Raw genomic sequence first — 21,546 nt, 5'->3', positions numbered from 1 at the left:
GGCTCGGTCGCAGTCCCTCAGTGGGCGCCGCCGCCGAGCTTCTCCTCGATCCAGGCGCGTCCGTACGCCACCACCTCACCGGCCTCGAACACGTGGCTCTCCGCCGCACCGACCCTGCCCCGCAGGCCGACCCCGGCCGCGATCATGTCCCGCGTGATCGTCTCGAACGGATCCTGGCCGGCGGGCGTGACGGAGGAGTAGTCGAAGGCCCCGCCCGACGAGTCGATGTCCCGGAAGCGGCGCCAGACCCGCTCCCCGTCGATCACGACCGGCTGCTCGTACTCCACGTACCGCTTGCCCGGCGCGTCGGCGAGCGCCTCGGCGTGGTGCAGCAGGGTGAGCGTCTCCAGCGGTGCGCCCAGCATCAGCACCCGCCCGCCCACGGCGACCAGCCGGGCGAGCGGACTGCCCGGTCCGTGCGGGTCGTCCCACGGATGGTCGGCCATCAGCTCGCCGGCCGACGCCCCGAGCGCGGCGAGGCTCACGTCGGGGTGCCGGCTGCGTACGGCCCCGGGCCACCGGCGCAACGCCTCCGGGAGGCGGCCGTTGTCGCGCTCGGCCTCGCTGACCCGGGGGTCGTACGCGGGGTGCCCGGCGCGTACGGCGTCCTGCCAGGCCTGCGGCCAGTCGGTGAAGTCGTACGGCGGGGCGTCGTTCCAGCCGCACGTCACCACGAGGGTGCCGCGCTCCCCCACGGCCCGGCGCAGCGCGCTGATGAGGGTCGGGGGCCCGCCGGCCACGTATCCGATGGCGGACATCCGCGTGTGGAACATGACGGTGTCGCCCTCGGTCAGGCCGAGCGCCTTCAGGTCGCGGACGAGCCGGTCCCGGGTGACGGGCCCGTCGGCACGCGCGAGCAGAGCCGCCCGGTCCCCGCCCGGTGGCGGTGTCCCGGGTGCCGGAGCGGACTGCCGGACGGCGGAGCTCGGTTCGTGCATGCACGAGACGGTATCGGGCGCCGGCCGCCCCGGTCGGGACTCCGACGGCGTCGGCCCTCGACGGCGGGCCGTCGGCGGAGGATGCGGGCATGGTGCCCGCCGCGCCCGTACGCCGCCCGGTTGCGACTGCGTGACGGTCCCGCGTGCGTCGTGATTCCCGGGAACCACGGCGCGCGCCCTCGCCGTCCTCCCGCGCGAACCACCGTGCGGTCACAAGGGGTGCCGTCCGGAACACGCCTGGTACCCAAGGAGCAGCATGACCGTCCCCGGCAGTACGTCACCCTGGAACAGCCGCCCCGGGAGCACCCGTTCCGCGTCGGGACGCGGTGCTCGACCGGTCCTCCTCGGCTCCGCGAAGGCGGTCCTGTCGCTCGCGCTCGTGCTCGGTGCCGCCACCGCCTGCAGCCAGACATCGGAGGGCGGCAGCAAGGCGGCCAAGGAGTGGAAGGTCGGCGACTGCGCCGGGCCGGACACGTCCACGTCCAAGGACGGCTTCCAGGCCGTCGACTGCGACGACCCCAAGGCGACGGTCAAGGCACTCGCGGTCAAGGACGGCGAGCTCTTCGCCGGGGCCGTCGAGTGCCCGGCGGGGACGGACGAGATCATCTCCGTGAAGGTGTCCTTCGGCGGGGACGCCGCGACCAGCGGCATCCCCAGCAAGACGGTCTGCGGCCGCAACCTCTCCGGCGATCACCCCGGCGACGCGGGTGCGGGCGGCGGCCAGTTGGTGGTGGGTGACTGCGTCGACGACCAGGCCAAGGAGATCGCCTGCGCGAGCGGCGGCAACAAGGTGCTCGCCCTGGCCAAGACCGCCGACGGGTGCCCTGCGGACGCGGACAACCCCATCGAGCTGTTCCCGAGCCCCGGCCGCCCCTACGACGCGATCTGCACCAAGAAGGCCTGACGCGGCCGCCGGCCGGACCCAGGACGTCTGCACCCCGCGCCTCTCGCTCGCCGGGCACGCTCCGGAGGCGTGACGTCGGCGCCGCACGTCATCATGACCGCATGACCACTCACACAAGTCCGGTACAGGCGCTGCTCGTTGTCGACGTGCAGAAAGCGTTCGTCGGCGGTGACGGCGCCCTGCCCGATGCCCTGCGCCTCGTGGACCGGACGGCCGGCCTGATCGCCCGCGCCCGGTCGGCCGGCGCGCTCGTCGTGCACGTCCAGAACGACGGAGATCCCGGAGCGCCCGACGAGCCCGGTACCCCCGGCTGGGAGCTCCACCACCCCGTCGGGAGCGGCCCGGCGGAAGTGGTGGTCCGCAAGACCCACGACGACGCCTTCCAGGAGACCGGGCTGGGTGACCTGTTGGCTTCGGCGGGGGTGGACTCGCTCGCCGTCTGCGGCCTGATGTCGGAGATGTGCGTGCAGGCCACGGCGCGTACGGCCGTGGCACTCGCCTACCGGGTCGTGCTGCCGCACGACGCCCACGCGACGTACGACATCCCGGCGGAGCCCGGCATCAGCCCCGTCGTCCCGGCGGCGGCCGTCTCCCGGGTGGCCGCGTGGCCGCTCAGCCGGGACGCGGACGTCACCGCGCGCGCCGCCGACGTCACCTTCACCGCCCCGCCGCCGTCCGCCGCCTGACACGGGCCCCAGGGTGAACCGGGTCCGTCCCGTGTCAGTACGTGTGTCCCGGCCAGTGCGGGTCGTCCCAGCGGGCTTCGCCCGTGAGACCCAGCAGCCGGACCCGGTGGAGCAGGCCGGCGGGCGCGCCCGCCGACCTGAGCCGCGCCGGGGCGTGCCTGACCAGCCAGGCGGTCATCTCCCCCACGACGGGGCCGTCGTCCTCCCAGGAGTACCAGGGAAGGGCGTCCCCCAGCAGCTCGCACTCCCAGTGCTCCACGGCCGCCCTCAGGCGCAGGTCGGCCACGGGATGCGCGGTCTCCTCCCACACCGCCAGCCACGGGACGGCCGTACCCGAGCCCTCGGCGCAGACCGCGAACACCTCGTACGCCGGTACGGGGGCGTCCTCGGACAGGAGCGCGTCGGTGAGCCACGCCCGCAGGAAGGTCCTGACCGCCTCCGCCTGGGCGGCGGGCCACTCCTGCCAGCGCCCCCGCCCGAAGGACTGCCCGACGTTCCCCATGTCGAAGAGCGGCTTCACCCGGCCTGCGACGAGCTCGGTCGCGAACTGCGGAAGTATGCGGCGCAGCACAGCGGGGTGGTCCGACCAGTCGACGGCCTCCCAGGTGCGCCGCAGCAGGTCCGGATCGAGCGGCACGTCCGGCACCTTCAGCAGGGCGAGCTCCTCCGCGCTGCCCCAGTGGCACTCGCAGTTGGTCTCGTCCGGCCGGGCCGTCATGCCGCCGAAGACGGCGGACAGGTCCTCCAGTGCGGTGCGGAGTTCGCGCCGGGCACGGGTGGGAGCGGTCTGGTTCATGGGCGTCGCGCCTTCGGGACTCCGGATGCCTGCGCCTTCCGAAGATCGTCACCTTACCGGCCTCCCCGGGTCGGCGTACGGCGATTTACGCGGGCTCACCGGCCCTGATCGCGGGCCCCGCGCGGGCGGTGCTGAGATGGTGCTGCCATGGCCTCCTTGCCCCGTATCGCCCCGATGCTCGCCACCCCGGGCCGCCTGCCGTCCGCAGCCTCCGACGACCGGTGGGCGTACGAGGTGAAGCAGGACGGCCAGCGCGCCATGGCCTACGCGGAGGGGGACGGAACGCTCCGGCTGCTGGCCAGGTCGGGCGCCGACATCACCCCCGCCTATCCGGATCTGGCGGCGCTCGGGGCGGCTCTGGGCGGCGTTCCGGCGGTGCTGGACGGCGAGATCGTCGCTCTGGACAGCCAGGGGCGCGGTGACTTCGAGCGGCTGCAGTCGCGGATGGGGCTCTCCGGCTCCCCGCAGAAGGCCGCCCGCATGGCCGAGTCGGTCCCCGCTCACCTGGTGTTGTTCGACGTCGTGTTCCTGGACGGGACGAGCCTGACGGCCCGGCCCTACGCCGAACGGCGTGCGGCGCTGGAGGCTCTGAGGCTCGACGGTCCCCACTGGTCGACGCCCGCGGCCGTCGTCGGACACGGCGAGAGCGCGCTGGCCATGACGCGGAAGGCCGGACTGGAAGGCGTCATCGCCAAGCGGCTGACGTCGGTGTACGAGCCCGGGGTCCGGGCGCGTACCTGGATCAAGATCCGGCACGTGCGCACGGTCGACGTGATCGTCGGCGGCTGGGTGCCGGGACGCGGCCGTCTCGGTGGCCTGCCGGGCGCGCTGCTCGTGGGTGAGCGGCACCCGGGCGGGTTCCGGTACGCCGGCAGCGTCGGCACGGGGTGGAGCGACGCCGAGCGGACCCGGCTCGCGGGACTGCTCGACGTGGCCGCCGTCGGCACGTGCCCCTTCGACGAGGATCCGCGGGTCGCGGGCGCCCGGTGGGTGCTGCCGCGGCTGGTCGGTGAGGTGGGGTACGCGACCCGCACGAAGGCCGGGCGGCTGCGCCATCCTTCCTGGCACCGGTTGCGGCCCGATCTCGCGCCGGACGACATCGGCTGAGGGGGCCGCCGCCGGGGCCCCTCACCCACAGCGGACGGGGCGGCGGAGCGGGTCAGGAGGCCGTCCGCTTCCTCGCCGCCGTCTTCCTGGCCGGCTGCTTCTTCGCCGCCGACTTCCCGGAAGCCGAAGCGGTCTTCTTGGCGGCGGTCTTGCGCGCAGACGTCTTCCCGGCCGCCGTCTTCCGGGGCGCCGACGCCGCCTTCTTCCGGGTGCGGGGCTTGCCGGGCGTCATCTCGTGCACGGTGGCGTCCTCGCCCCGCGTCTCCTTCGCCGCCTTCACCGAGGCGTTCAGCGCCGCCATCAGGTCCATGACCTTGCCCGGCTCCTCCTCCTCGCCGCCCGGCGCGGCCGGCAGGGGCTTGCCCTCGGACTTGGCCGCGATCAGCTCCTCCAGCGCCTCCCGGTAGCGGTCGCGGAAGCCGGAGATGCCGTCCAGGGCCATGCTGTCGGTGAGCTGCACGGCCCGCTCGATCTCGTCCTCGTCCAGCTCCGTCTCCCGGGGGGCCAGCGATTCGGGGCTGCGGATCTCGTCCGGCCACCGCATGGAGTGCAGCACGATCGCGTCGTCCCGCACCCGCAGGAGTCCCAGCCGCTCACGGTTGTGCCAGGCGAACTTCGCCACGGCGACCTTGTCGCTGCGCTCCAGGGCCTTGCGCAGCAGGGTGTACGGCTTGGCCGCGACCTGGCCGTCGACCGCGAGGTAGTAGCTGTCGCTGATCCGGACGGGATCGATGCTGTCGGCGTCGACGAACGCCACGATGTCGATGGCCTTCGCCGTCGGCAGCGGCATCCGGTCGAGTTCCTCGTCCGTGACGGGCACGGTCCGGTCCTTGGCGATCTCGTAGCCCTTGCCGATCTCCTCCTGGGTGAGGACCTCGCCGTCGAGCTCGCACACCTTGCGCGTGCGGATCCGCCCCATGTCCTCCCGGTGGTACTGGTGGAAGGAGATCGAGTGGTTCTCGGTGGCGGAGACCACCTTGATGGGAATGGTGACCAGGCCGAAGCTGATCGCTCCGGTCCACAGGGGCCTCGGCATCCGATTTCCTCCAGACCCCCCTGGCGGCTGGGCCGGGAGGTGGACCGGAGCGCCCGGAAGGGAGAACCGGCCCGAGAGGGCCGAGGCGCGGCCGGGCCACCGCCCGTAAGCCGATACTCGCGCCCCCGCCTGCGGACCGCATGTGGATCACCGGCCGGCCGCCGGAGCGGACGGCGGCGCGGACCACCGGCCGGCAGGCCCTACGGCAGGTCCAGCTCGCCGATCACCTGGTCCTCGCTCTGGAAGGCCATCACGAAGCCGACCAGCCGGTCACCGTAGTGGACCAGCCGGGGCCAGGCCGTACCGGGGTCGGCGTACGCCTCGGCGAGTGACCTGGCGACCGAGGCGACGAACCGTTCCTGCTCGGGTGCGACCTGCAGGCGGCACGCGTCGAGGACGTTGGCCGGGGTCACCTGCTCCAGACGGAGCTGTGTTGTCATGCGCGCACCGTACGGGCACACGGGGCACCAGCCCAGCGATTTCTCCGCCCGCCCCCGGGAGCGGGGTCACCAGGCGGCGGGGCCGTCCGCGTCGAAGAACCCCCCGGTAGGGCCGTCGGCTCCGATGGACGCCATGCGGACGATGATGTCCGCGCCCTCCTCCACCGTGTTGGTGCCGGTGTGGCCGTTGAGGTCGGTGGCGGTGTAGCCAGGGTCGACGGCATTGAAGCGGATGCCGGGGAACGCCTTCGCGTACTGCGAAGTCACCATGACCAGGGCCGTCTTGGAGGAGCAGTAGGCGAGCGCCGGCACGGTGAACTCGATGCGGTCCGGGTCGTTCGTCGCGGCGAGCGAGCCGAGCCCGCTGCTCACGTTGACGACGACGGGGGACGGCCCGCCCTCCAGCAGCGGCAGGAAGGCGCGGGTGACGCGGACGGCCCCGAAGACGTTCGTGTCGAACGTGTCGCGCATGTCGGCGCCCGTCACCTCGCCGACCGCCTTGCGGGCACCGGCGATCCCCGCGTTGTTCACCAGGACGTCCAGCCGGCCGGCCTCCTCACGAACGAATGCGGCGGCGGCCTGGACGGAATCCTCGTCCGTGACGTCGATCCGGACGAACCGGGCCTCGAGCTTCTCGGCGGCCTCCTCGCCGCGCCGGGCATCCCGCGCGCCGACGTAGACGGTGTGCCCCGCCTCGACGAGACGGCGGGCGGTCTCGTAGCCGAGGCCCTTGTTCGCTCCGGTGATGAGGGTGGTCGTCATGGCTGTGCTCCCGTGTTCTGCGTACGGACGGTTCGTGGCTCCAGCCTGCTCGTGCCGCCGCACCACAGGGAGTGCCCGCTCCAGCGGGTGGACCGGCAGTACCAGGCTGTTCGGCGGCTCCGCCCCGATACTGAAGAGGTGAGCACTTCCGAGGACGCATCCACGCACGGCGCGCCGCAGGCTCCGCCGGCCGGCCCGTCCGGAAACCGGGCCGAGTCCAACGACCTGGGGCGAGCGCTGCACGGCTGGCGCGACAGGATCGCACCCGAGACGGTCGGACTGCCCGCCGGAGGGGTGCGGCGTGCGGCGGGGCTCCGGCGCGAGGAACTGGCCCGGCTCGCCGCCCTGTCCGTCGACTACATCACCCGCCTCGAACAGGGCCGGGCCACCTCGCCCTCGCCCCAGGTGCTCGCCTCACTGGCCCGCGCCCTGCGCCTGTCCGCCGACGAACGCACGTATCTGTACCGGCTCGCCGGGCAGCCCGAGCCGGGCCCCGGGCACGTCTCGTCCCACATCCCGCCGGGACTCCGCCGGCTGCTCGACCAGTTGGCAGGCGCACCGCTGAGCGTGCACGACGCCGCGTGGAACCTCGTCGAGTGGAACCAGCAGTGGGCGGCGTTGTTCGGCGACCCGTCCACCCTGCGCGGACGCGAACGCAACATCGTCTGGCGTCACTTCGCCGGACGGACCGGAAGGGTGCGCCAGACCTCCGAGCAGCGGTCCGCCTTCGAGACCACCACCGTCGCGGACCTCAGGGCCGCGACCGGCCGGTACCCCGCAGACCACGAACTGCGGTCCCTGGTCAGGGATCTGCGGTCGGTCTCCCCCGCCTTCGCGGAGCTGTGGGACTCGGGGATCGTGGGGACACACGCATCCGGCAGCAAGAGCGTCGTCCACCCCGAGGTGGGCACCCTCAGCCTCGACTGCGACATCCTCGTCGCCGCGGGGAGCGACCTGCGCGTGGTGGCCTACACGGCGGCGCCGGGCAGCGAGGCCGCCGAGCGGCTGAAGCTGCTCGGCGTCATCGGCACCCAGGCGATGACCTGACCGGGCACGGGCCCGACAGCTTCCCTTGCCCCGCCTCGTCGTGGACCGGCGGGCCGTCGAGGGCACCCGCGGTCGCGGGCGGTCGGTGACCCGAGCCGGCCTGCACGCGGCCGTCGCCGACGGGCCGGCCGTCGAACAGGTCCTCGCGGCACAAGGACGTCGACCGCACGGTGTACTGGGCCGCCTCCTCGCGGACCTCCGCGCGACCGTCAGGGGCAAGGTGCACCCGGTTACGCACGCGGGGCGAGGGCTCTGCCCCCGGCCTCCCACCGCACATCCCGCGACGGCACCGCGCAAGAGGGCCCTCAGAAGCAATCCCTGTTTCATACCTGCTTGATACACGCTATAAATGAGCAACTTCGAGCATCACTCGCCTGGATTCACGCATCCCGCCCCGCGAAGGAAGCCCATGCCGCTCATATCCACCGGTGACATCACCCACGGCGCCCGCACCGGCGCGGCCGGCGTCGGGGCCTTCAACGTGGTGCAGATCGAACACGCGCAGGCCATCGCGCGCGGGGCGGAGACGGCCCGGCTGCCGGTCATCCTGCAGGTCAGCGAGAACACCGCCCGCTATCACGGCACCCTCGAAGCGATCGGCCTCGCCTCGCTCGCCGTCGCCCGGGCCGCAGACGTACCCGTGGCCGTGCACCTCGACCACGCCGAGTCGGCCGGGCTGGTGCGCGAGGCCGTCCGGCTCGGCTTCACCTCGGTGATGTTCGACGCGTCGAAGCTGCCCTACGACGACAACGTGGCCGCCACCCGGGAGATCACCGACTACTGCCACGGCCAAGGGGTGTGGGTGGAGGCCGAACTCGGCGAGATCGGCGGCAAGGACGGGGCGCACGCACCCGGTGTGCGCACGGATCCGGACGAGGCGCGCGCGTTCGTCGAGGCCACGGGCGTCGACGCCCTCGCCGTGGCCGTCGGCAGTTCCCACGCGATGCTGACCCGCGACGCCGCCCTCGACTTCGCGCTCATCACCCGGCTGCGCGACTCGGTGGGCGTCCCGCTCGTCCTGCACGGCTCCTCCGGTGTCGGCGACCAGGGCCTCACCGAGGCGATCGCCGCGGGCATGACGAAGGTCAACATCTCCACCCACCTCAACAAGCTGTTCACGCGCGCCGTCCGCGCATACCTGGACACCCACGCGGACGCCGCCGACCCCCGCGCCTACCTCGGTCCCGCCCGCGACGCCGTCGCCGCAGAGGTGGCCCGCCTGCTGGAGATACTCGCCCGCCCCGGGCGATAGGGTTTCGCTCCGAGCAAGGAGGAGACCAGGTGGCGGCGCACACACGATGGACCCGGCTGCTGGAGATCCTCGGCGACCAGGGCCACCTCGACGTACTCGAAGCGGCCGAACAGCTCGGCTGCTCCCCCGCCACCGTCCGCCGCGACCTGGACGAACTGGCGCGGCAGAACCTCCTGACCCGCACCCGGGGCGGCGCGGTGGTGAGCACCGTCGCCTACGACCTGCCGCTGCGGTACAAGGCGGCCCGCAGGGCCGACGAGAAGCAGCGCATCGCCAAGGCCGCGGCAGAACTCGTCCCCTCCGGTTCCACCGTGGGCATCAACGGCGGCACGACGACCTCCGAGGTGGCCAGGGAGCTGGCCGTGCGGCCCGAACCCGCGGGCGGCGGCACGGCGCTGACCGTGGTGACCAACGCGATCAACATCGCCAACGAGCTCGCGGTCCGCCCCCAGGTGAAGATCGTCGTCACCGGCGGGGTGGCCAGGCCGAACTCGTACGAACTCGTCGGCCCCCTGGTCGACTCCGTCCTGCGCACCCTCGCGCTCGACTACACGATCCTCGGCGTGGACGCCGTGCACCCGCGCTTCGGCGCGGCCACGCACGACGAGTCCGAGGCGGGTGCCAACCGGGCTCTCGCCGAGTGCGCGGGCACGGTCATCGTGGTGGCCGACTCGTCGAAACTCGGGCGCCGGGCCTTCGCCCAGGTGTGCGAGACCGGCGCCGTGTCGGTCCTGGTCACGGACCGGGACGCACCGGCGGACGTCGTCGAGGAGTTCAGCGCGCTGGGCATCGAGGTCCTGCGGGTGTGACCCTCGGCGCGATCATGTCAGAAGGCGCCAGAGGTGCGGGCAGCGGTCAACCACTGGGGGAATTCCTGGCGGACGACTCGGCACATGCCTCTCTCCGTTCAGGGTCAGCCGGTGCCGGATGAGCGGCGCCGACCTCTGCGTTCATGTGACGTGTCCCCTGTTCGACGAATGAGTGAACCTGGACGTCGGCGAGAGACGTGCTACTGACAGTGGATCTGATTGCCAGTCACATCCATGTCAGATCATGCTCTTTACGTGAGAAGGGAATGGACTGCGTGAAGAAGACAGTGCGCGCGGCGGCGGGGATGATGGTGGCCGGGGTCGCAATGACCGGCCTGCTGACCGCAGGTGCGGGGGCGGCTCAAGCGGCCGCCAACGGGTACATCAATGTGCGGATCACGCCCAACGCCACGGACCCCCACACCGGTGAGAACACCTGCGAGATCGACGCCGCGAGGAACAACCAGGCCGTCTACGGCAGTACCTCGGGCAGCGCCGATGGGCAGGAGTACTTCTACTGCACGCCGAACGGCGACGGCACCTCGGCCCTCTGGTACCGGTACTGGGCGGAGTAGTTCAACCTGACCCGTAGGATTATTTCGTGCAGGCCCGCGCAGAAACGCCCGGCTGTGGATCTCGGCGTACACGTCGCTCTTCCTCTGGTTGAAGGGCAGCCGGACTGAAGCTCACCGTGCGTGAGCCTGTGGCCGGCGGAGTGGCAGGGTGTGCGCGGGGATCGACCGCGCGAAGCGGCGAAGCTCTTGGCGTGCGGGGTTACGAACGAAGTCGCCCATTCATGCCAGGAGCTTCGCTTCCGCCCATCCGCGAAGGCTCCCCAGCACCGGAGCCGCCTGGACCGCCCAATTTTCGCGCCTCACCCTGGGCGGCCGGCCTGGTCAACGCTTTCGCGGCCTTGAAGGCCGGTGCCCCCGCGATGTCTTTCGCGGCAACGGGGCCGCCGGGTCCGACTCCGCGATCGTTTACCCGACACCCGGAGGGACTCGGGGCATGGCTGATAATGGTTCTTCGTCCAGTTGGCAACAACCTTAGCGGTCAGCCCTCCACCAGGCTCTGCAGCGCGGGCGCGTACAGGTCCGCGAGGTGCTCGGGCGTGGCCTGCGCGCCCGCGCCCTCCCGGTGCAGGCTCAAGGTGGCGCCCAGACCGATGAGGTGGCCGGCGATCAGCTCGGCGCGCAGGGCGCGCTCGCGGCCGGTGAGCCGTGCCGTCAGGCGTGCGGTCACCTGTTCGTGGAAACGGTCCCGGAGCAGGGAGCGTTCGTCGTGGTTGCCCAAGGAGAAGACGACCCGCAGGAGCGGGTCCCCCTTCTGCTCCCTGCGCCTGCGGACGAGCGTCAGCACCATGTGGCGGCCCAGCCCGTCGAGCGGGGCGTCGAAGAGCTCCCCGGCGGCCGGGCCGAAGTCGGCGACCGTGTTGAAAAGTTCCTCCTTGCGGCCGAAGTGCTTCACCACGAGGGACGCGCTCACCCCCGCGTCGGCGGCGATGCCCCGGATGGTCACCTCGGCATACGGCCGCTGGGTGAACGCCCGGCGCGCGGCGAGCAGGATCGCGTCCTTGCCCGTGGCGGTCGCCTCGGGCACTGTCGGTGCGGTGACTCGGGCGGTCATGCGCCCTCCTGGATCGGCATCGCCCGCGTACGGCCGTTGCTCCGGCGTTTGCCTGCGACCGTACCGTCACCCGCGCGGCCGCCGGGCAGGCACAGCGTCACGCCGAGCGCCAGCACCGCGGCCCCGGCCGCGATCAGGAAGACCAGCCGGTAGGCCCCGAGGGTCGGGGCCTCGCGGCCTCCGGCCAGAAACGTCAGGTTGGCGAGCACCGCCGCCACCGTGGCGCTGCAGAAGGCCTGGCCGATCGACCGCATCAGGGTGTTCAGGCCGTTGGCCGCGCCCGTCTCGCTCACGGGAACACCGCGCATGACCAGCGCCGGCAGCGCGGAGTACGCGATCGCCGTGCCCGCCGAGACGACCGTGGCGCCGGCGATGATGAACGAGAGGCTGTGACTGGTGAAGTACCGGACCACGTATCCGACGGCGATGATCCCGGCGGCCAGCGCCAGACTCGTCCTCGGCCCGTGCTTCGCGGAGATGCGCGCCGACACGGGCGAGAGCGCCACCATCGTCACACCACCGGGCAGCAGGCACAGTCCGCTGACGACGAGCGAGGCGCCCAGACCGTAGCCGGTGGCCTTCGGCTCCTGCACCATCTGGGCGGTGACCAGGGAGTTGGCGTAGAAGGCGAAACCGATCAGCAGCGCGGCGACGTTGGTGAGGAGCACGGCGGGCCTGGCCGAGACCCGCAGATCGACCATGGGTGTACCCACCCGCAGTTCGTACGCCCCCCAGACCAGGGCGATCACGAGCGCGGCCACGAGCAGACCGAGGGTGCGGACCGATGTCCAGCCCCAGTCGCCGCCCTGGGTGACGGCGAGCAGCAGGCAGACGAGCGCGGCGGTCAGTCCCAGCGCGCCGACCGCGTCGAACCTGCCGCGGGAGCGCAACGGGGACTCCGGCACGAAGCGGAGCACCAGGGCGATGTCGATGAGGCCGATGACGGCGGAGACCCAGAACATCGTGTGCCAGTCGAAGTTCTCGATGACGACCGCCGCGACGGGCAGCCCAACGGCCGCCCCGATGCCCAGCGTCGAGCTCATCAGCGCCACGGCCGACAGCACCCGCTCCGGCGGGAGTTCGTCGCGCAGGATGCTGATGCCGAGGGGGACGACGGCGATGGCCGCGCCCTGGAGCGCGCGTCCGGCGATCAGCAGACCGATGTGGGAGCTGACCCCGCACAGGACGGAGCCGACGACGAGGACGCCCAGGGACGCGACGAGGACGCGGCGCTTGCCGTACATGTCGCCGACCCGGCCCAGGACCGGGGTGAAGACCGCGCCGGTCAGGAGGGTCACGGTGACGAGCCAGCTCGCGGCGGCGGGGGTCGCGCCGGTGAGCCCCGGTATGTGCGGGAGCAGCGGCACGACGATCGTCTGCATGATCGCGACCACGACGCCGCAGAAGGCCAGAACGCCGACGGCGAAGCGGGGGTGGTCCGGGGCGGCGGCGGGCGCGGGTGCGGTCATCGGGTCTCCGTACGCAGAGGGGTGCACAAGCGTTCACCCTCAGGGTAAACGCTTGTGCACCCCTCGGACGCCGGCCGGCCCGGCCGGGCCCAGGCGCCGCTCGCGGGACATTTGCATATACATGCAAGAGCATGCATACTCTTCCCATGTCTAAGGTTCTCACCTCCCTGCCCACCGGCGACCGCGTCGGCATCGCTTTCTCGGGCGGCCTCGACACGTCCGTCGCGGTCGCGTGGATGCGCGACAAGGGTGCCGTCCCGTGCACCTACACCGCCGACATCGGCCAGTACGACGAACCCGACATCGCGTCGGTGCCGGGCCGCGCGAAGGCCTACGGCGCCGAGATCGCGCGTCTGGTCGACTGCCGGGCGGCACTGGTCGAGGAGGGCCTGGCCGCGCTCGCCTGCGGCGCGTTCCACATCCGCTCCGGCGGCCGCGCCTACTTCAACACGACGCCGCTGGGCAGGGCCGTCACCGGGACCCTGCTGGTCCGGGCGATGCTCGAGGACGACGTCCAGATCTGGGGCGACGGCTCGACGTTCAAGGGCAACGACATCGAGCGGTTCTACCGCTACGGCCTCCTGGCCAACCCCCACCTGCGCATCTACAAGCCGTGGCTCGACGCCGACTTCGTCACCGAGCTCGGCGGGCGCAAGGAGATGTCCGAATGGCTGGTCGCCCACGACCTGCCCTACCGCGACAGCACGGAGAAGGCCTACTCCACGGACGCCAACATCTGGGGCGCCACCCACGAGGCGAAGACGCTGGAGCACCTCGACACCGGGGTGGAGACCGTCGACCCGATCATGGGCGTCCGCTTCTGGGACCCCTCCGTCGAGATCGCCCCCGAGGACGTCACGATCGGCTTCGACCAGGGCCGCCCGGTGACGATCAACGGCAAGCCCTTCGCGACCGCCGTCGACCTGGTGATGGAGGCGAACGCCATCGGCGGACGCCACGGCCTGGGCATGTCGGACCAGATCGAGAACCGCATCATCGAGGCGAAGAGCCGCGGCATCTACGAGGCCCCGGGCCTGGCGCTCCTTCACGCCGCCTACGAGCGCCTCGTCAACGCCATCCACAACGAGGACACCCTCGCCCACTACCACAATGAGGGACGGCGCCTCGGCCGGCTCATGTACGAGGGCCGCTGGCTGGACCCGCAGGCCCTCATGGTCCGTGAGTCCCTGCAGCGCTGGGTCGGCTCCGCCGTCACCGGCGAGGTCACCCTGCGGCTGCGGCGCGGCGAGGACTACTCGATCCTCGACACCACCGGCCCGGCCTTCAGCTACCACCCGGACAAGCTGTCGATGGAGCGCACCGAGGACTCGGCGTTCGGCCCGGTGGACCGGATCGGCCAGCTCACCATGCGCAACCTCGACATCGCCGACTCGCGCGCCAGGCTGGAGCAGTTCGCGGGCCTCGGCCTCGTGGGCACCGCGCACCCGGCGCTGATCGGCGCGGCCCAGGCCGCGGCCACCGGCCTGATCGGGGCCATGCCGGAGGGCGGCGCCCAGGCGATCGCCTCGCGCGGCGAGGTCTCGGGCGACGACGAGCTGCTGGACCGCGCGGCGATGGAGTTCGGCACCGACTGACCGGGCGGCCCGGGCACCGGGCACCCACCCGCCGGCCGGGCACCGGCGCGATCACCCGCCCGCAGACCGGCCCGGCCGCAGGGCACCGAGGACCCGAGAACTATTCTCGGGTCCTCGGCACATGCCGGCAGCAGGCCGGCACCCGCGAGATCGAAGGTGGCGGCAATGGCGAAGGTTCCGACAGCGGCAGTGGCGGCAAGCGGTCTCGTCGGCGGGTACGGAATCGCCCGGTGGACCCGGAAGCGCCAGCTGGGCGGCGTCGCCCTGGCCGCCGCCGGCTCGGTGGCGGCATACGGGTGGAACCGGCAGGCCGGACCCCGCGCGGCCACCGCCCTGACCGTCGCCTACGTCGCCGCCTTCGCCGGATCGCACCCGCTGGCCAAGAAGGTCGGCGCCTGGCCCGCCGTGTTCACCGTGGCGGGCGGCATCGCCGCCGCGTCCTGGGCGGTCACCCGGCGCAGCGCCTGAGACAGCGCACGGCACCGCGAGGGAAAACACCCGGCCGCACAGAAAACGAGTGCCGGGGGATTGAACACGGGCGCCGCGGGGCGCGTACTGAACAGCAACTCCCCGCACGACCCGGGGGCGTGTCCGTACGACAGGACGGGCGCGCCCCCGGTCAGCCCCCCAGGGCCCGTGACACGGAGTAGATCGCCAGACCGGCCAGCGCGCCGACCACGGTGCCGTTGATCCGGATGAACTGCAGGTCGCGGCCGATGTTCGCCTCGATCTTCTTCGACGTCTGGTGGGCGTCCCAGCCGGCCACGGTGTCACTGATCAGCGACGTGATCTCGGTGCGGTACGTCGTGACGACGTACGCAGCCGCGTCCTCCAGCCACCCCTCCAGCTTCGCCTGCAGCCGCTCGTCCGTGGACAGCCTCGCGCCGAGGGACATCAGCGAGGCCCTGGCCCGCAGCCGCAGCTCGCTGCGCTCGTCCTCGGCCGCCGCGAGGATCATCGCGCGCACGGACGACCAGGCCGACGCGATGACGTCCTGGACCTCGGCGCGCCCCAGGATCTCCGACTTCAGCCGGTCGACCCGGGCCCGGGTGTCGCTGTCCGTCTGGAGGTCGGCGGCGAAGTCGGTCAGGAACGTGTCGATCGAGCCGCGCGCCGGATGCCCCGGCATGTCCCGCATCTCCGTGACGAAGCGCAGCAGCTCCTTGTAGACCCGCTCCCCCACCCGCTTGTCGACGAAGCGCGGGGTCCAGCCCGGCGCCCCGCCCTGCACCGCGTCCATCACGGAGTCACCGTGCAGCACCAGCCAGTCGTGCGCCCGTACGCAGACGAGATCGACGACCCTGCGGTGCCCGCCGTCCGCGACGATCCTCTCCAGCATCTTGCCCATGCCCGGGCCGACTTCCGCGGCGTCCGCCCGGCGGGTGATCGCCTCCCCGACGACCGCCTGCACATCGGAGTCCCGAAGCACCGTCAGCGCGCCCCGCAGTGCCGTGGCGAGCTCGGCCGTGACACGGTCGGCGTGAGCGGGCTCGGCAAGCCACCTCCCGAGGCGCGCACCGACCCCCAGCGCGTGAATTCGGTCACGAACGACGTCTCCGGAGAGAAAATTCTCGCCCACGAAGGAACCGAGTGACTCCCCCAACTGGTCCTTCTTGGTGGGAATGATGGCAGTGTGGGGGATGGGCAGGCCGAGCGGGCGCCGGAAGAGCGCCGTGACGGCGAACCAGTCCGCCAGCGCACCCACCATTCCAGCCTCGGCAGCCGCTGCGACGAAGCCCGGCCAGCCCCCCACACCCGAGTTCTCCGCCCACGTGGCGAGGACGTACACGAGCGCGACGAGGAGGAGCAGTCCCGTGGCGGTGGTCTTCATGCGGCGCACGCCGCGCTGTTTCTCCTCGTCGGCGGCGGTGTACGCGAAACCGCCCAACGGCAGCCCGGACGGCCGGACACCGGACCTCCCGGGCGGCGCACCACCCGGCTCCGCCCCCGGCCGCCCGGGGCCGTGGCCGTCCGGTCCGGGTCCCGTTCCCTGCCCCGCGTCCTGTTCCATCCGCTCCACCCGTCCGCGTACGCGTCACGCCGTGCCGTACGCATTGTCCCTACCCCACCTACTCCCGGGCCGCATGACGAGTTCCCCGGGGGCTGCCGCATCATGAGAACAACTCGAACACCGCCCCGAACGCAGGACCCTGCGCCGGGCAGTACACCGCAAGGAGAAGCACCACAGATGCCCAGGCGCCAGGGGTATGCCCTGCTCATCGCCCTCGTGGCAGGCACCGCCGCACTCGCCGCCGCCGTGGCGTTCGGTACGTCGTTCATGGCGGCGCAGCGGACGGCACCGCTCGGACCGGAGGCACACGCGGCGTCCCGCAACCAGGCCGCCCCGGCGAACTCCACCGGCACCTGGGTCGCGACCTGGACCGCAGCGCCCGTCAGCGCCGAGCCGAACTCCACCCACGGATACCCCGGCCGCACCATCCGGAACATCGTGCACACCAGCATCGGCGGTGACGCGGCACGCATCACCGTGTCCAACCTCTTCGGCGCCGCCCCGCTCGTCGTCGACCAGGCGACCGTCAACACCCGCCGGGTCACCTTCCGCGGCCTGCCCACGGTCACGGTCGCCGCGGGCGGACAGGTCGTCAGCGACCCGGTCGTCGTCCCCGTCGCCCCCGACGCCGACCTCGTCGTCACGCTGCGCACCCCGCACGCCTCCGGGCCCGTCACCCAGCACCCCACCAGCCACCAGACGTCGTACCTGGCCGACGGGCACGGCACCTGGAGCACCACCCAGTGGCGCTACCTCACGGCCGTCGACGTCCACAACGACGCCTCGCCCGGCGCGATCGTCGTGATCGGCGACTCGCTCACCGCGGGCAGCGGCTCCACCACCGACGCCAACAGCCGCTGGCCGGACGTCCTCTCCGACCGGCTGCGGCACCGCTTCGGCGTCGCCAACCAGGGGATCGCCGGAAACCGGGTCCTGCGGGACAGCCCGCTCAGCAACCGCGGCGTGAAGAAACTGGGCGGCCCGAGCGCCACGCAGCGCTTCGAACGCGACGTGCTCTCCGTCGCCGGAGCGAAGACCGTCGTGATCTCACTCGGCATCAACGACGTGCAGCAAGCCCCCCAGGAGGTCGATGCCCGCCGCATCACCGCCGGACTCCGCGCACTCGCCGAGCGGGCGCGCGACCGGGGACTGCGGGTCGTCGGGGCGACGCTGACCCCCTTCCAGGGCTACCCGAGCTGGACGCCCGAGCGCAACGCCGTACGCCTGGCGGTCAACGACGAGATCCGGTCCGGCGGCGTCTTCGACGCCTTCGTCGACTTCGACCGGGCAATCCGCGACCCGTACGCCCCGAACCGGATCCTGCCCGCCTACGACTCCGGCGACCACCTGCACTTCAACGACGCCGGATACCGCACCCTGGGGCACGCCGTCGACCTCGACGAGGTCGACGGGACGCCGAGGAGCGACACGTTCTGACGGGAGGAGGACGGGCCGCTTCCGGGCACGCTCCCGGCGCGAGCCGCCGGGTTCAGCCGAGCTCCTTGCGCCCGTCCCCCGTGTCCGGCTTCCGGAGGCGCAGCAGCCGCTCCTGCTCAAGTTCCTGCAGCCGCCGCTTCTCCGCCTTGCTCCGCTTGCGCTCCACACCGACACCGCCCATCAGCGCGAACCCGGTGATCCTCACCCGCGGGGAGTCCGGGTGGGGGTCCTCCTCGTCGATCTTGGAGTGCTCGCCGAAACCGCCCATGAAGCCGAGCCCGCTCACCTGGACGTCGAGGTCCGGCGGGACCGTCACCTGCATGCCCCCCATGACGGCGAAGCAGCGGATCACGACGTCGCGCTCCGCGAAGTGGGCCTCGCGAAGATCGATCTCCCCGCCGCCCCACATCGCGAACGCGGTGAACTGCCGCCCCACCGTCCACCGGCCCTTGCGGTTGAAACCGCCCCAGAAGGCGAAGGCCCCCGACGACGTCGCCCGCCCACCGATCCGCCCGGCCCATCCGGCGTCCCGCCCCGTCCGCGCGGCGACCGCCCCGGTCACGGGCCGGGCGGGGGCGCCCGGCACCGGCAGGTCCTGTACGAGCGGTTCCAACTCCCCGTGGGTGCGCGCCCGGTAGGTCGCGTCCAGCCGCTGCTCGAACTCGTCCATCTCCAGCCGGCCCTCGGCCACGGCCTCCCGCAGGGTCTCCGCGACCCGCTCACGTTCCGCGTCGGAGGCACGCATGTCCGGGTTTTCGCTTGTCATACCGCGCACCCTATAGAGCAATGACCGGGCGGCCTACCGGCCGTTCCGCCATTCACGCAGGATCGACGCCGTCGCGCCGGAGGCGCTGCCTCGCACCTGGACGGCACCGTGCGGCGACCGGACATGACGGGGCAGCCATCACGCGGGTCCGGCCACTGGTGCCCGGTGCACAACCGCGCACGCGAGTTCTGTACGCCCGCCTGCGCCACCGCGGCAGGCGCCCCGTCAGCTGAAGAACTTCTTCAGCTCGGCGACGAGCGCCTCCGGTTGCTCCTCGGCTATGTAGTGGCCACTGTCCTCGATCTTGGCGTACACAGGGTTCTCGACCCTGCCGTCCATCATGATCCGAATGAAATCGAGGTACCGGGCGCCGATCACGAGGGTCGGCATGGTCAACGGCGCGTACGTGTCGTAGTCAGCCATGTCCTGGTGCACGGCCCTGTACACGCGGAAGGCGGCGGCGACCGCCTCGGGTGCGTCGTACGACGCGGCGTAGATGGCCCGGCTTTCCTCACTGACGCGCTCCGGGTAAAGGGCGAGGGAGTCGGTCGTCGCGTCGATGATGTGCCGGAAGCGCCCGGCGAGCAGCTTCTCGGGCAGGCCCTCGATCATGGCCAGTGGATACCACCAGACATTCGGCTCCGTGTCCTTGGGGAAGACGCTGAGGTGCTCGTACACCGCAGGCCGGTAGGGCCCTCCCTCCCAGACAGCCAGTTTGTCGGTCGCCTCCGGGTAATTCGCGGCGAAGCTGTAGGCAACCATGGCGCCCACGTCCCCGGCGGCGATGTGCACCCGCTCGAAACCCAGGCTCCGGACCAGTTCGTAGACGTCCTTCGCCATGTTCTTCTTGTCGTAGCCGCCCTCAGGCTTGTCCGAGGCGCCCTGACCCCGGTAGTCGACGGCGATGACCCGGAACTGCTCAGCGAGGGAGGGAATGATCTTGTGGAGTCCGTAGATCGTGCGCGGCCATCCATCCATGAGCACCAGCGGTTCGCCCTCACCACCGATGAAGTAGTGAAGCCGGGTGCCGTTCACCTCGGCAAAGCCCTCTTCGAAATTCTCGATCATGCCGACGACCTTCCTTGTTCCTGTCCTGCGATGTGGGAGTTTCGGTCCCCGAAAGACGGGCCACCCGGCCCCTCCGGCAGCGCCGGCCGGAGTTGGCTTCATCCAGACCGTGCCACCCGATGCGAGGGGCCGGGGGCCCGTGGTCACCGCGCGGTGTCTACCGCGCGCACGTTGACCGTGCGAGCAGCGCTCAGGCGTGGAAGCCGAGGCCGAAACCGCCGTCGACATTCCAGCTCGCACCGGTGACGTACCAGGCTTCCGGACTGGCGAGGTAGGCGACCGCGCTGGCGATGTCCGACGGCTGGGCGAACTTGCCGATCGGCGTCAGGCCCGTCAACACCTGCGCGAAGGGGCCCGAGTCCGGGTTCGATTCGGTGTTCGTCGGACCCACCTGCAGGTTGTTCACCGTGATGCCGCGGGGGCCGAGCTCGGCGGCGACACCACGCGTCAGTCCGGCGACCGCGGCCTTCGAGGCGCTGTACGCCCCCAGCCCGGCGAAGGGGACGATGTCGGCGTTGACGCTCCCGATGGTGATCACCCGACCGCCCTCGGTGAGGTGCTCGGAGGCCGCCTGGATGGCGGTGAAGGTGGCGGTGACGTTCAGCGCCATGATCCGGTCGAAGTCGTCGTCCTTGAACTCGGCCAGCGGAGCGACCATTCCGTGGCCGGCGTTGTTGACCAGAATGTCGAGACCACCCAGTTCGGCGACGGTGGTCGCCACCGCCGCGCGGACCGCGGCCCGGTCCGCGGCGTCGGCCTGGATCGCCACCGCCTTGCCTCCGGCCGCCGCGATCTCCGCGACCAGGGCCTCCGCCGTGTCCTTCGCCTGTACGTAGGTGAATGCGACCGCGGCTCCGTCGGCGGCCAGTCGGCGCACCACTCCCGCGCCGATGCCACGCGATCCTCCGGTGACCAGGGCCTTCTTACCGCTCAGAACGTCCGTCATCTCATTACTTTCTGTTTGTTGAAGAATTAGTTCATGGGCGCCCGCCTCGGTAATATCCGAAGGGCGGGCGTACCGGATTTTACGAGGGACGGATCGGCCGGGGTGATTCCCCCGGCCTCACCGATTACGCCCCGCTCCTGATGGGCTCGCATGCCCACTGGTAGACGATTGCGTTTTCGCTAATTGTCTTCAGGGAGGACGATATTGCCCATCTGGATGTTCGCCTCGATCATCTGCGGAGTGAATCGCTCCGGCGTCCACAGCTGCGGCGCGTGACCGGGCAGCGGTTCGTCCCCGAAGTCGAGGAAGAAGTTCTCCGGACCACCGGGAGTGAAGAAGAACGCCATCTTCACATCCTCGGTACCGACGTTCCTGAACCGGTGCCGAATCCCTCGCGGCACGAAGACGAAATCGCCTTCCCTCGCCATGAAGGTATCGTCGCCGTTCAGGAACTCCAGCTCGCCCTCCAGGATGAAGAAGGACTCGTCGCTGTGCTGGTGAAGATGGGCGATGGGGCCGTTCCCCGGAGGGACCGTGGCAACCACGAAGCCCAGGGTTCCATCAGTGTCTTTGGTGCTTACCTTGATCGTGTATTCGTCCCCGGCCACCCACTTGACCGGCCCCTCGTCGGCACGCACATGCAGCGCGCCGTTCTCGTAGCCGCTCCTGGGCGTTTCGGAAAAGTTTGAGGATAATTCAGACACAAAAGCTCCCTGGTTGTGCGGCATGGTCCACCGAGCGACATTCCCGCCCCATCGGCACCGGATCACGGAGGCCGCTTCGAGACGCTGAACAGTCAATCCAATTTTGATTGACTAGTCAACTGAATCTTCTTTCCTGTGCTCGATATC

At 71.4% G+C, this 21,546-nt stretch carries 22 protein-coding genes; 10 read left to right on the top strand and 12 right to left on the bottom strand.

The features are described 5' to 3' along the window. Positions 1-17 precede the first annotated feature (17 nt). Positions 18-938 (bottom strand): aminoglycoside 3-N-acetyltransferase, encoded by a 921-nt coding sequence (gene aac(3) / locus OG206_RS20655; RefSeq protein ID WP_327118204.1) that lies wholly within the window; start codon positions 936-938, stop codon positions 18-20. A 256-nt stretch (positions 939-1,194) separates the two neighbouring features. Between aac(3) and OG206_RS20650 the strand changes: the two genes are divergently transcribed. Together OG206_RS20650 and OG206_RS20645 are read left to right on the top strand one after the other, a co-directional pair. Beyond that, positions 1,195-1,842, top strand: coding sequence for a hypothetical protein (locus OG206_RS20650; RefSeq protein ID WP_327118202.1), 648 nt, complete (start codon positions 1,195-1,197; stop codon positions 1,840-1,842). A gap of 101 nt (positions 1,843-1,943) precedes the next feature. Next, on the top strand, positions 1,944-2,528 hold the full coding sequence (locus OG206_RS20645; RefSeq protein ID WP_327118200.1) for a cysteine hydrolase family protein: 585 nt from the start codon (positions 1,944-1,946) through the stop codon (positions 2,526-2,528). A 34-nt stretch (positions 2,529-2,562) separates the two neighbouring features. Here the strand turns inward: OG206_RS20645 and OG206_RS20640 are convergent, their stop codons facing one another. Further along, on the bottom strand, positions 2,563-3,324 hold the full coding sequence (locus OG206_RS20640; RefSeq protein WP_327118198.1) for a hypothetical protein: 762 nt from the start codon (positions 3,322-3,324) through the stop codon (positions 2,563-2,565). A gap of 147 nt (positions 3,325-3,471) precedes the next feature. On the opposite strand from OG206_RS20640, the gene ligD reads away from it, so the two are divergent. After that, positions 3,472-4,431 (top strand): non-homologous end-joining DNA ligase, encoded by a 960-nt coding sequence (gene ligD / locus OG206_RS20635; protein ID WP_327118196.1) that lies wholly within the window; start codon positions 3,472-3,474, stop codon positions 4,429-4,431. 52 nt (positions 4,432-4,483) lie between these two features. Here ligD and ku read toward each other — a convergent pair whose 3' ends face one another. The 3 genes from ku to OG206_RS20620 form a co-directional block, all read right to left on the bottom strand. Then, positions 4,484-5,467: a non-homologous end joining protein Ku gene (gene ku / locus OG206_RS20630; protein WP_327118194.1), complete on the bottom strand. Its 984-nt coding sequence runs from the start codon at positions 5,465-5,467 to the stop codon at positions 4,484-4,486. 200 nt (positions 5,468-5,667) lie between these two features. Next, positions 5,668-5,907 carry a hypothetical protein gene (locus OG206_RS20625; protein ID WP_442805876.1) on the bottom strand — a complete coding sequence of 80 codons (240 nt, stop codon included), beginning with the start codon at positions 5,905-5,907 and terminating at the stop codon, positions 5,668-5,670. 66 nt (positions 5,908-5,973) lie between these two features. Continuing rightward, positions 5,974-6,669, bottom strand: coding sequence for an SDR family oxidoreductase (locus OG206_RS20620; protein ID WP_327118192.1), 696 nt, complete (start codon positions 6,667-6,669; stop codon positions 5,974-5,976). Between the two features lie 138 nt (positions 6,670-6,807). Here OG206_RS20620 and OG206_RS20615 point away from each other — a divergent pair, with 138 nt between their 5' ends. The 4 genes from OG206_RS20615 (at position 6,808) to OG206_RS20600 (ending at position 10,352) form a co-directional block, all read left to right on the top strand. Continuing rightward, positions 6,808-7,716, top strand: a complete 909-nt coding sequence (locus OG206_RS20615) for a helix-turn-helix transcriptional regulator (RefSeq protein WP_442805875.1) — start codon at positions 6,808-6,810, stop codon at positions 7,714-7,716. A gap of 409 nt (positions 7,717-8,125) precedes the next feature. Beyond that, entirely contained in the window at positions 8,126-8,968 is an 843-nt protein-coding gene (locus OG206_RS20610; RefSeq protein ID WP_327118191.1) for a class II fructose-bisphosphate aldolase, read from the top strand. Positions 8,969-8,997: 29 nt separating this feature from the next. Beyond that, positions 8,998-9,777 (top strand): DeoR/GlpR family DNA-binding transcription regulator, encoded by a 780-nt coding sequence (locus OG206_RS20605; RefSeq protein ID WP_327118189.1) that lies wholly within the window; start codon positions 8,998-9,000, stop codon positions 9,775-9,777. A 275-nt stretch (positions 9,778-10,052) separates the two neighbouring features. Continuing rightward, positions 10,053-10,352 carry a hypothetical protein gene (locus OG206_RS20600; protein ID WP_327118187.1) on the top strand — a complete coding sequence of 100 codons (300 nt, stop codon included), beginning with the start codon at positions 10,053-10,055 and terminating at the stop codon, positions 10,350-10,352. A 478-nt stretch (positions 10,353-10,830) separates the two neighbouring features. Here the strand turns inward: OG206_RS20600 and OG206_RS20595 are convergent, their stop codons facing one another. Together OG206_RS20595 and OG206_RS20590 are read right to left on the bottom strand one after the other, a co-directional pair. Further along, a complete protein-coding gene (locus tag OG206_RS20595) occupies positions 10,831-11,403 on the bottom strand; it encodes a TetR/AcrR family transcriptional regulator (protein WP_327118185.1) in 573 nt (190 codons plus the stop codon). Continuing rightward, a complete protein-coding gene (locus OG206_RS20590; protein WP_327118183.1) occupies positions 11,400-12,872 on the bottom strand; it encodes an MFS transporter in 1,473 nt (490 codons plus the stop codon). The genes OG206_RS20595 and OG206_RS20590 overlap by 4 nt, the downstream gene beginning before the upstream one ends. Before the next feature lie 146 nt (positions 12,873-13,018). Between OG206_RS20590 and argG the strand changes: the two genes are divergently transcribed. Both argG and OG206_RS20580 read left to right on the top strand, forming a co-directional pair. Next, positions 13,019-14,467 carry an argininosuccinate synthase gene (argG, locus tag OG206_RS20585; protein ID WP_327118181.1) on the top strand — a complete coding sequence of 483 codons (1,449 nt, stop codon included), beginning with the start codon at positions 13,019-13,021 and terminating at the stop codon, positions 14,465-14,467. 165 nt (positions 14,468-14,632) lie between these two features. Next, positions 14,633-14,935, top strand: coding sequence for a hypothetical protein (locus tag OG206_RS20580; RefSeq protein WP_327118179.1), 303 nt, complete (start codon positions 14,633-14,635; stop codon positions 14,933-14,935). 151 nt (positions 14,936-15,086) lie between these two features. On the opposite strand, the gene OG206_RS20575 is transcribed toward OG206_RS20580, so the two are convergent. Next, positions 15,087-16,478 carry a DUF445 domain-containing protein gene (locus OG206_RS20575; protein WP_327118177.1) on the bottom strand — a complete coding sequence of 464 codons (1,392 nt, stop codon included), beginning with the start codon at positions 16,476-16,478 and terminating at the stop codon, positions 15,087-15,089. 177 nt (positions 16,479-16,655) lie between these two features. Between OG206_RS20575 and OG206_RS20570 the strand changes: the two genes are divergently transcribed. After that, entirely contained in the window at positions 16,656-17,915 is a 1,260-nt protein-coding gene (locus tag OG206_RS20570; RefSeq protein ID WP_327118175.1) for an SGNH/GDSL hydrolase family protein, read from the top strand. A gap of 52 nt (positions 17,916-17,967) precedes the next feature. On the opposite strand, the gene OG206_RS20565 is transcribed toward OG206_RS20570, so the two are convergent. From OG206_RS20565 to OG206_RS20550, 4 genes are all read right to left on the bottom strand, one after another. Next, positions 17,968-18,660 (bottom strand): DUF1707 domain-containing protein, encoded by a 693-nt coding sequence (locus OG206_RS20565; RefSeq protein WP_442805954.1) that lies wholly within the window; start codon positions 18,658-18,660, stop codon positions 17,968-17,970. A 246-nt stretch (positions 18,661-18,906) separates the two neighbouring features. Then, positions 18,907-19,749: an alpha/beta fold hydrolase gene (locus tag OG206_RS20560; RefSeq protein ID WP_327118171.1), complete on the bottom strand. Its 843-nt coding sequence runs from the start codon at positions 19,747-19,749 to the stop codon at positions 18,907-18,909. Positions 19,750-19,939: 190 nt separating this feature from the next. Next, positions 19,940-20,695 (bottom strand): SDR family oxidoreductase, encoded by a 756-nt coding sequence (locus OG206_RS20555; RefSeq protein WP_327118169.1) that lies wholly within the window; start codon positions 20,693-20,695, stop codon positions 19,940-19,942. Positions 20,696-20,874: 179 nt separating this feature from the next. Continuing rightward, complete coding sequence (locus OG206_RS20550; protein WP_327118167.1) at positions 20,875-21,399, bottom strand: cupin domain-containing protein; 525 nt, start codon at positions 21,397-21,399, stop codon at positions 20,875-20,877. Between the last annotated feature and the right edge of the window lie 147 nt (positions 21,400-21,546).

Origin of the sequence: Streptomyces sp. NBC_01341, from assembly GCF_035946055.1 — a bacterium.
Lineage (GTDB): Bacteria > Actinomycetota > Actinomycetes > Streptomycetales > Streptomycetaceae > Streptomyces.
This window is presented reverse-complemented; position numbering and strand designations above follow the sequence as displayed.

Coding starts and splice junctions, on each gene's coding strand:
- OG206_RS20650 (WP_327118202.1), top strand. CDS start 1,195: ATGACCGTCCCCGGCAGTACGTCACCCTGGAACAGCCGCCCCGGGAGC.
- OG206_RS20645 (WP_327118200.1), top strand. CDS start 1,944: ATGACCACTCACACAAGTCCGGTACAGGCGCTGCTCGTTGTCGACGTG.
- OG206_RS20640 (WP_327118198.1), bottom strand. CDS start 3,324: ATGAACCAGACCGCTCCCACCCGTGCCCGGCGCGAACTCCGCACCGCA.
- ligD (WP_327118196.1), top strand. CDS start 3,472: ATGGCCTCCTTGCCCCGTATCGCCCCGATGCTCGCCACCCCGGGCCGC.
- ku (WP_327118194.1), bottom strand. CDS start 5,467: ATGCCGAGGCCCCTGTGGACCGGAGCGATCAGCTTCGGCCTGGTCACC.
- OG206_RS20625 (WP_442805876.1), bottom strand. CDS start 5,907: ATGACAACACAGCTCCGTCTGGAGCAGGTGACCCCGGCCAACGTCCTC.
- OG206_RS20620 (WP_327118192.1), bottom strand. CDS start 6,669: ATGACGACCACCCTCATCACCGGAGCGAACAAGGGCCTCGGCTACGAG.
- OG206_RS20610 (WP_327118191.1), top strand. CDS start 8,126: ATGCCGCTCATATCCACCGGTGACATCACCCACGGCGCCCGCACCGGC.
- OG206_RS20595 (WP_327118185.1), bottom strand. CDS start 11,403: ATGACCGCCCGAGTCACCGCACCGACAGTGCCCGAGGCGACCGCCACG.
- OG206_RS20590 (WP_327118183.1), bottom strand. CDS start 12,872: ATGACCGCACCCGCGCCCGCCGCCGCCCCGGACCACCCCCGCTTCGCC.
- argG (WP_327118181.1), top strand. CDS start 13,019: ATGTCTAAGGTTCTCACCTCCCTGCCCACCGGCGACCGCGTCGGCATC.
- OG206_RS20580 (WP_327118179.1), top strand. CDS start 14,633: ATGGCGAAGGTTCCGACAGCGGCAGTGGCGGCAAGCGGTCTCGTCGGC.
- OG206_RS20575 (WP_327118177.1), bottom strand. CDS start 16,478: ATGGAACAGGACGCGGGGCAGGGAACGGGACCCGGACCGGACGGCCAC.
- OG206_RS20570 (WP_327118175.1), top strand. CDS start 16,656: ATGCCCAGGCGCCAGGGGTATGCCCTGCTCATCGCCCTCGTGGCAGGC.
- OG206_RS20565 (WP_442805954.1), bottom strand. CDS start 18,660: ATGCGTGCCTCCGACGCGGAACGTGAGCGGGTCGCGGAGACCCTGCGG.
- OG206_RS20560 (WP_327118171.1), bottom strand. CDS start 19,749: ATGATCGAGAATTTCGAAGAGGGCTTTGCCGAGGTGAACGGCACCCGG.
- OG206_RS20555 (WP_327118169.1), bottom strand. CDS start 20,695: ATGACGGACGTTCTGAGCGGTAAGAAGGCCCTGGTCACCGGAGGATCG.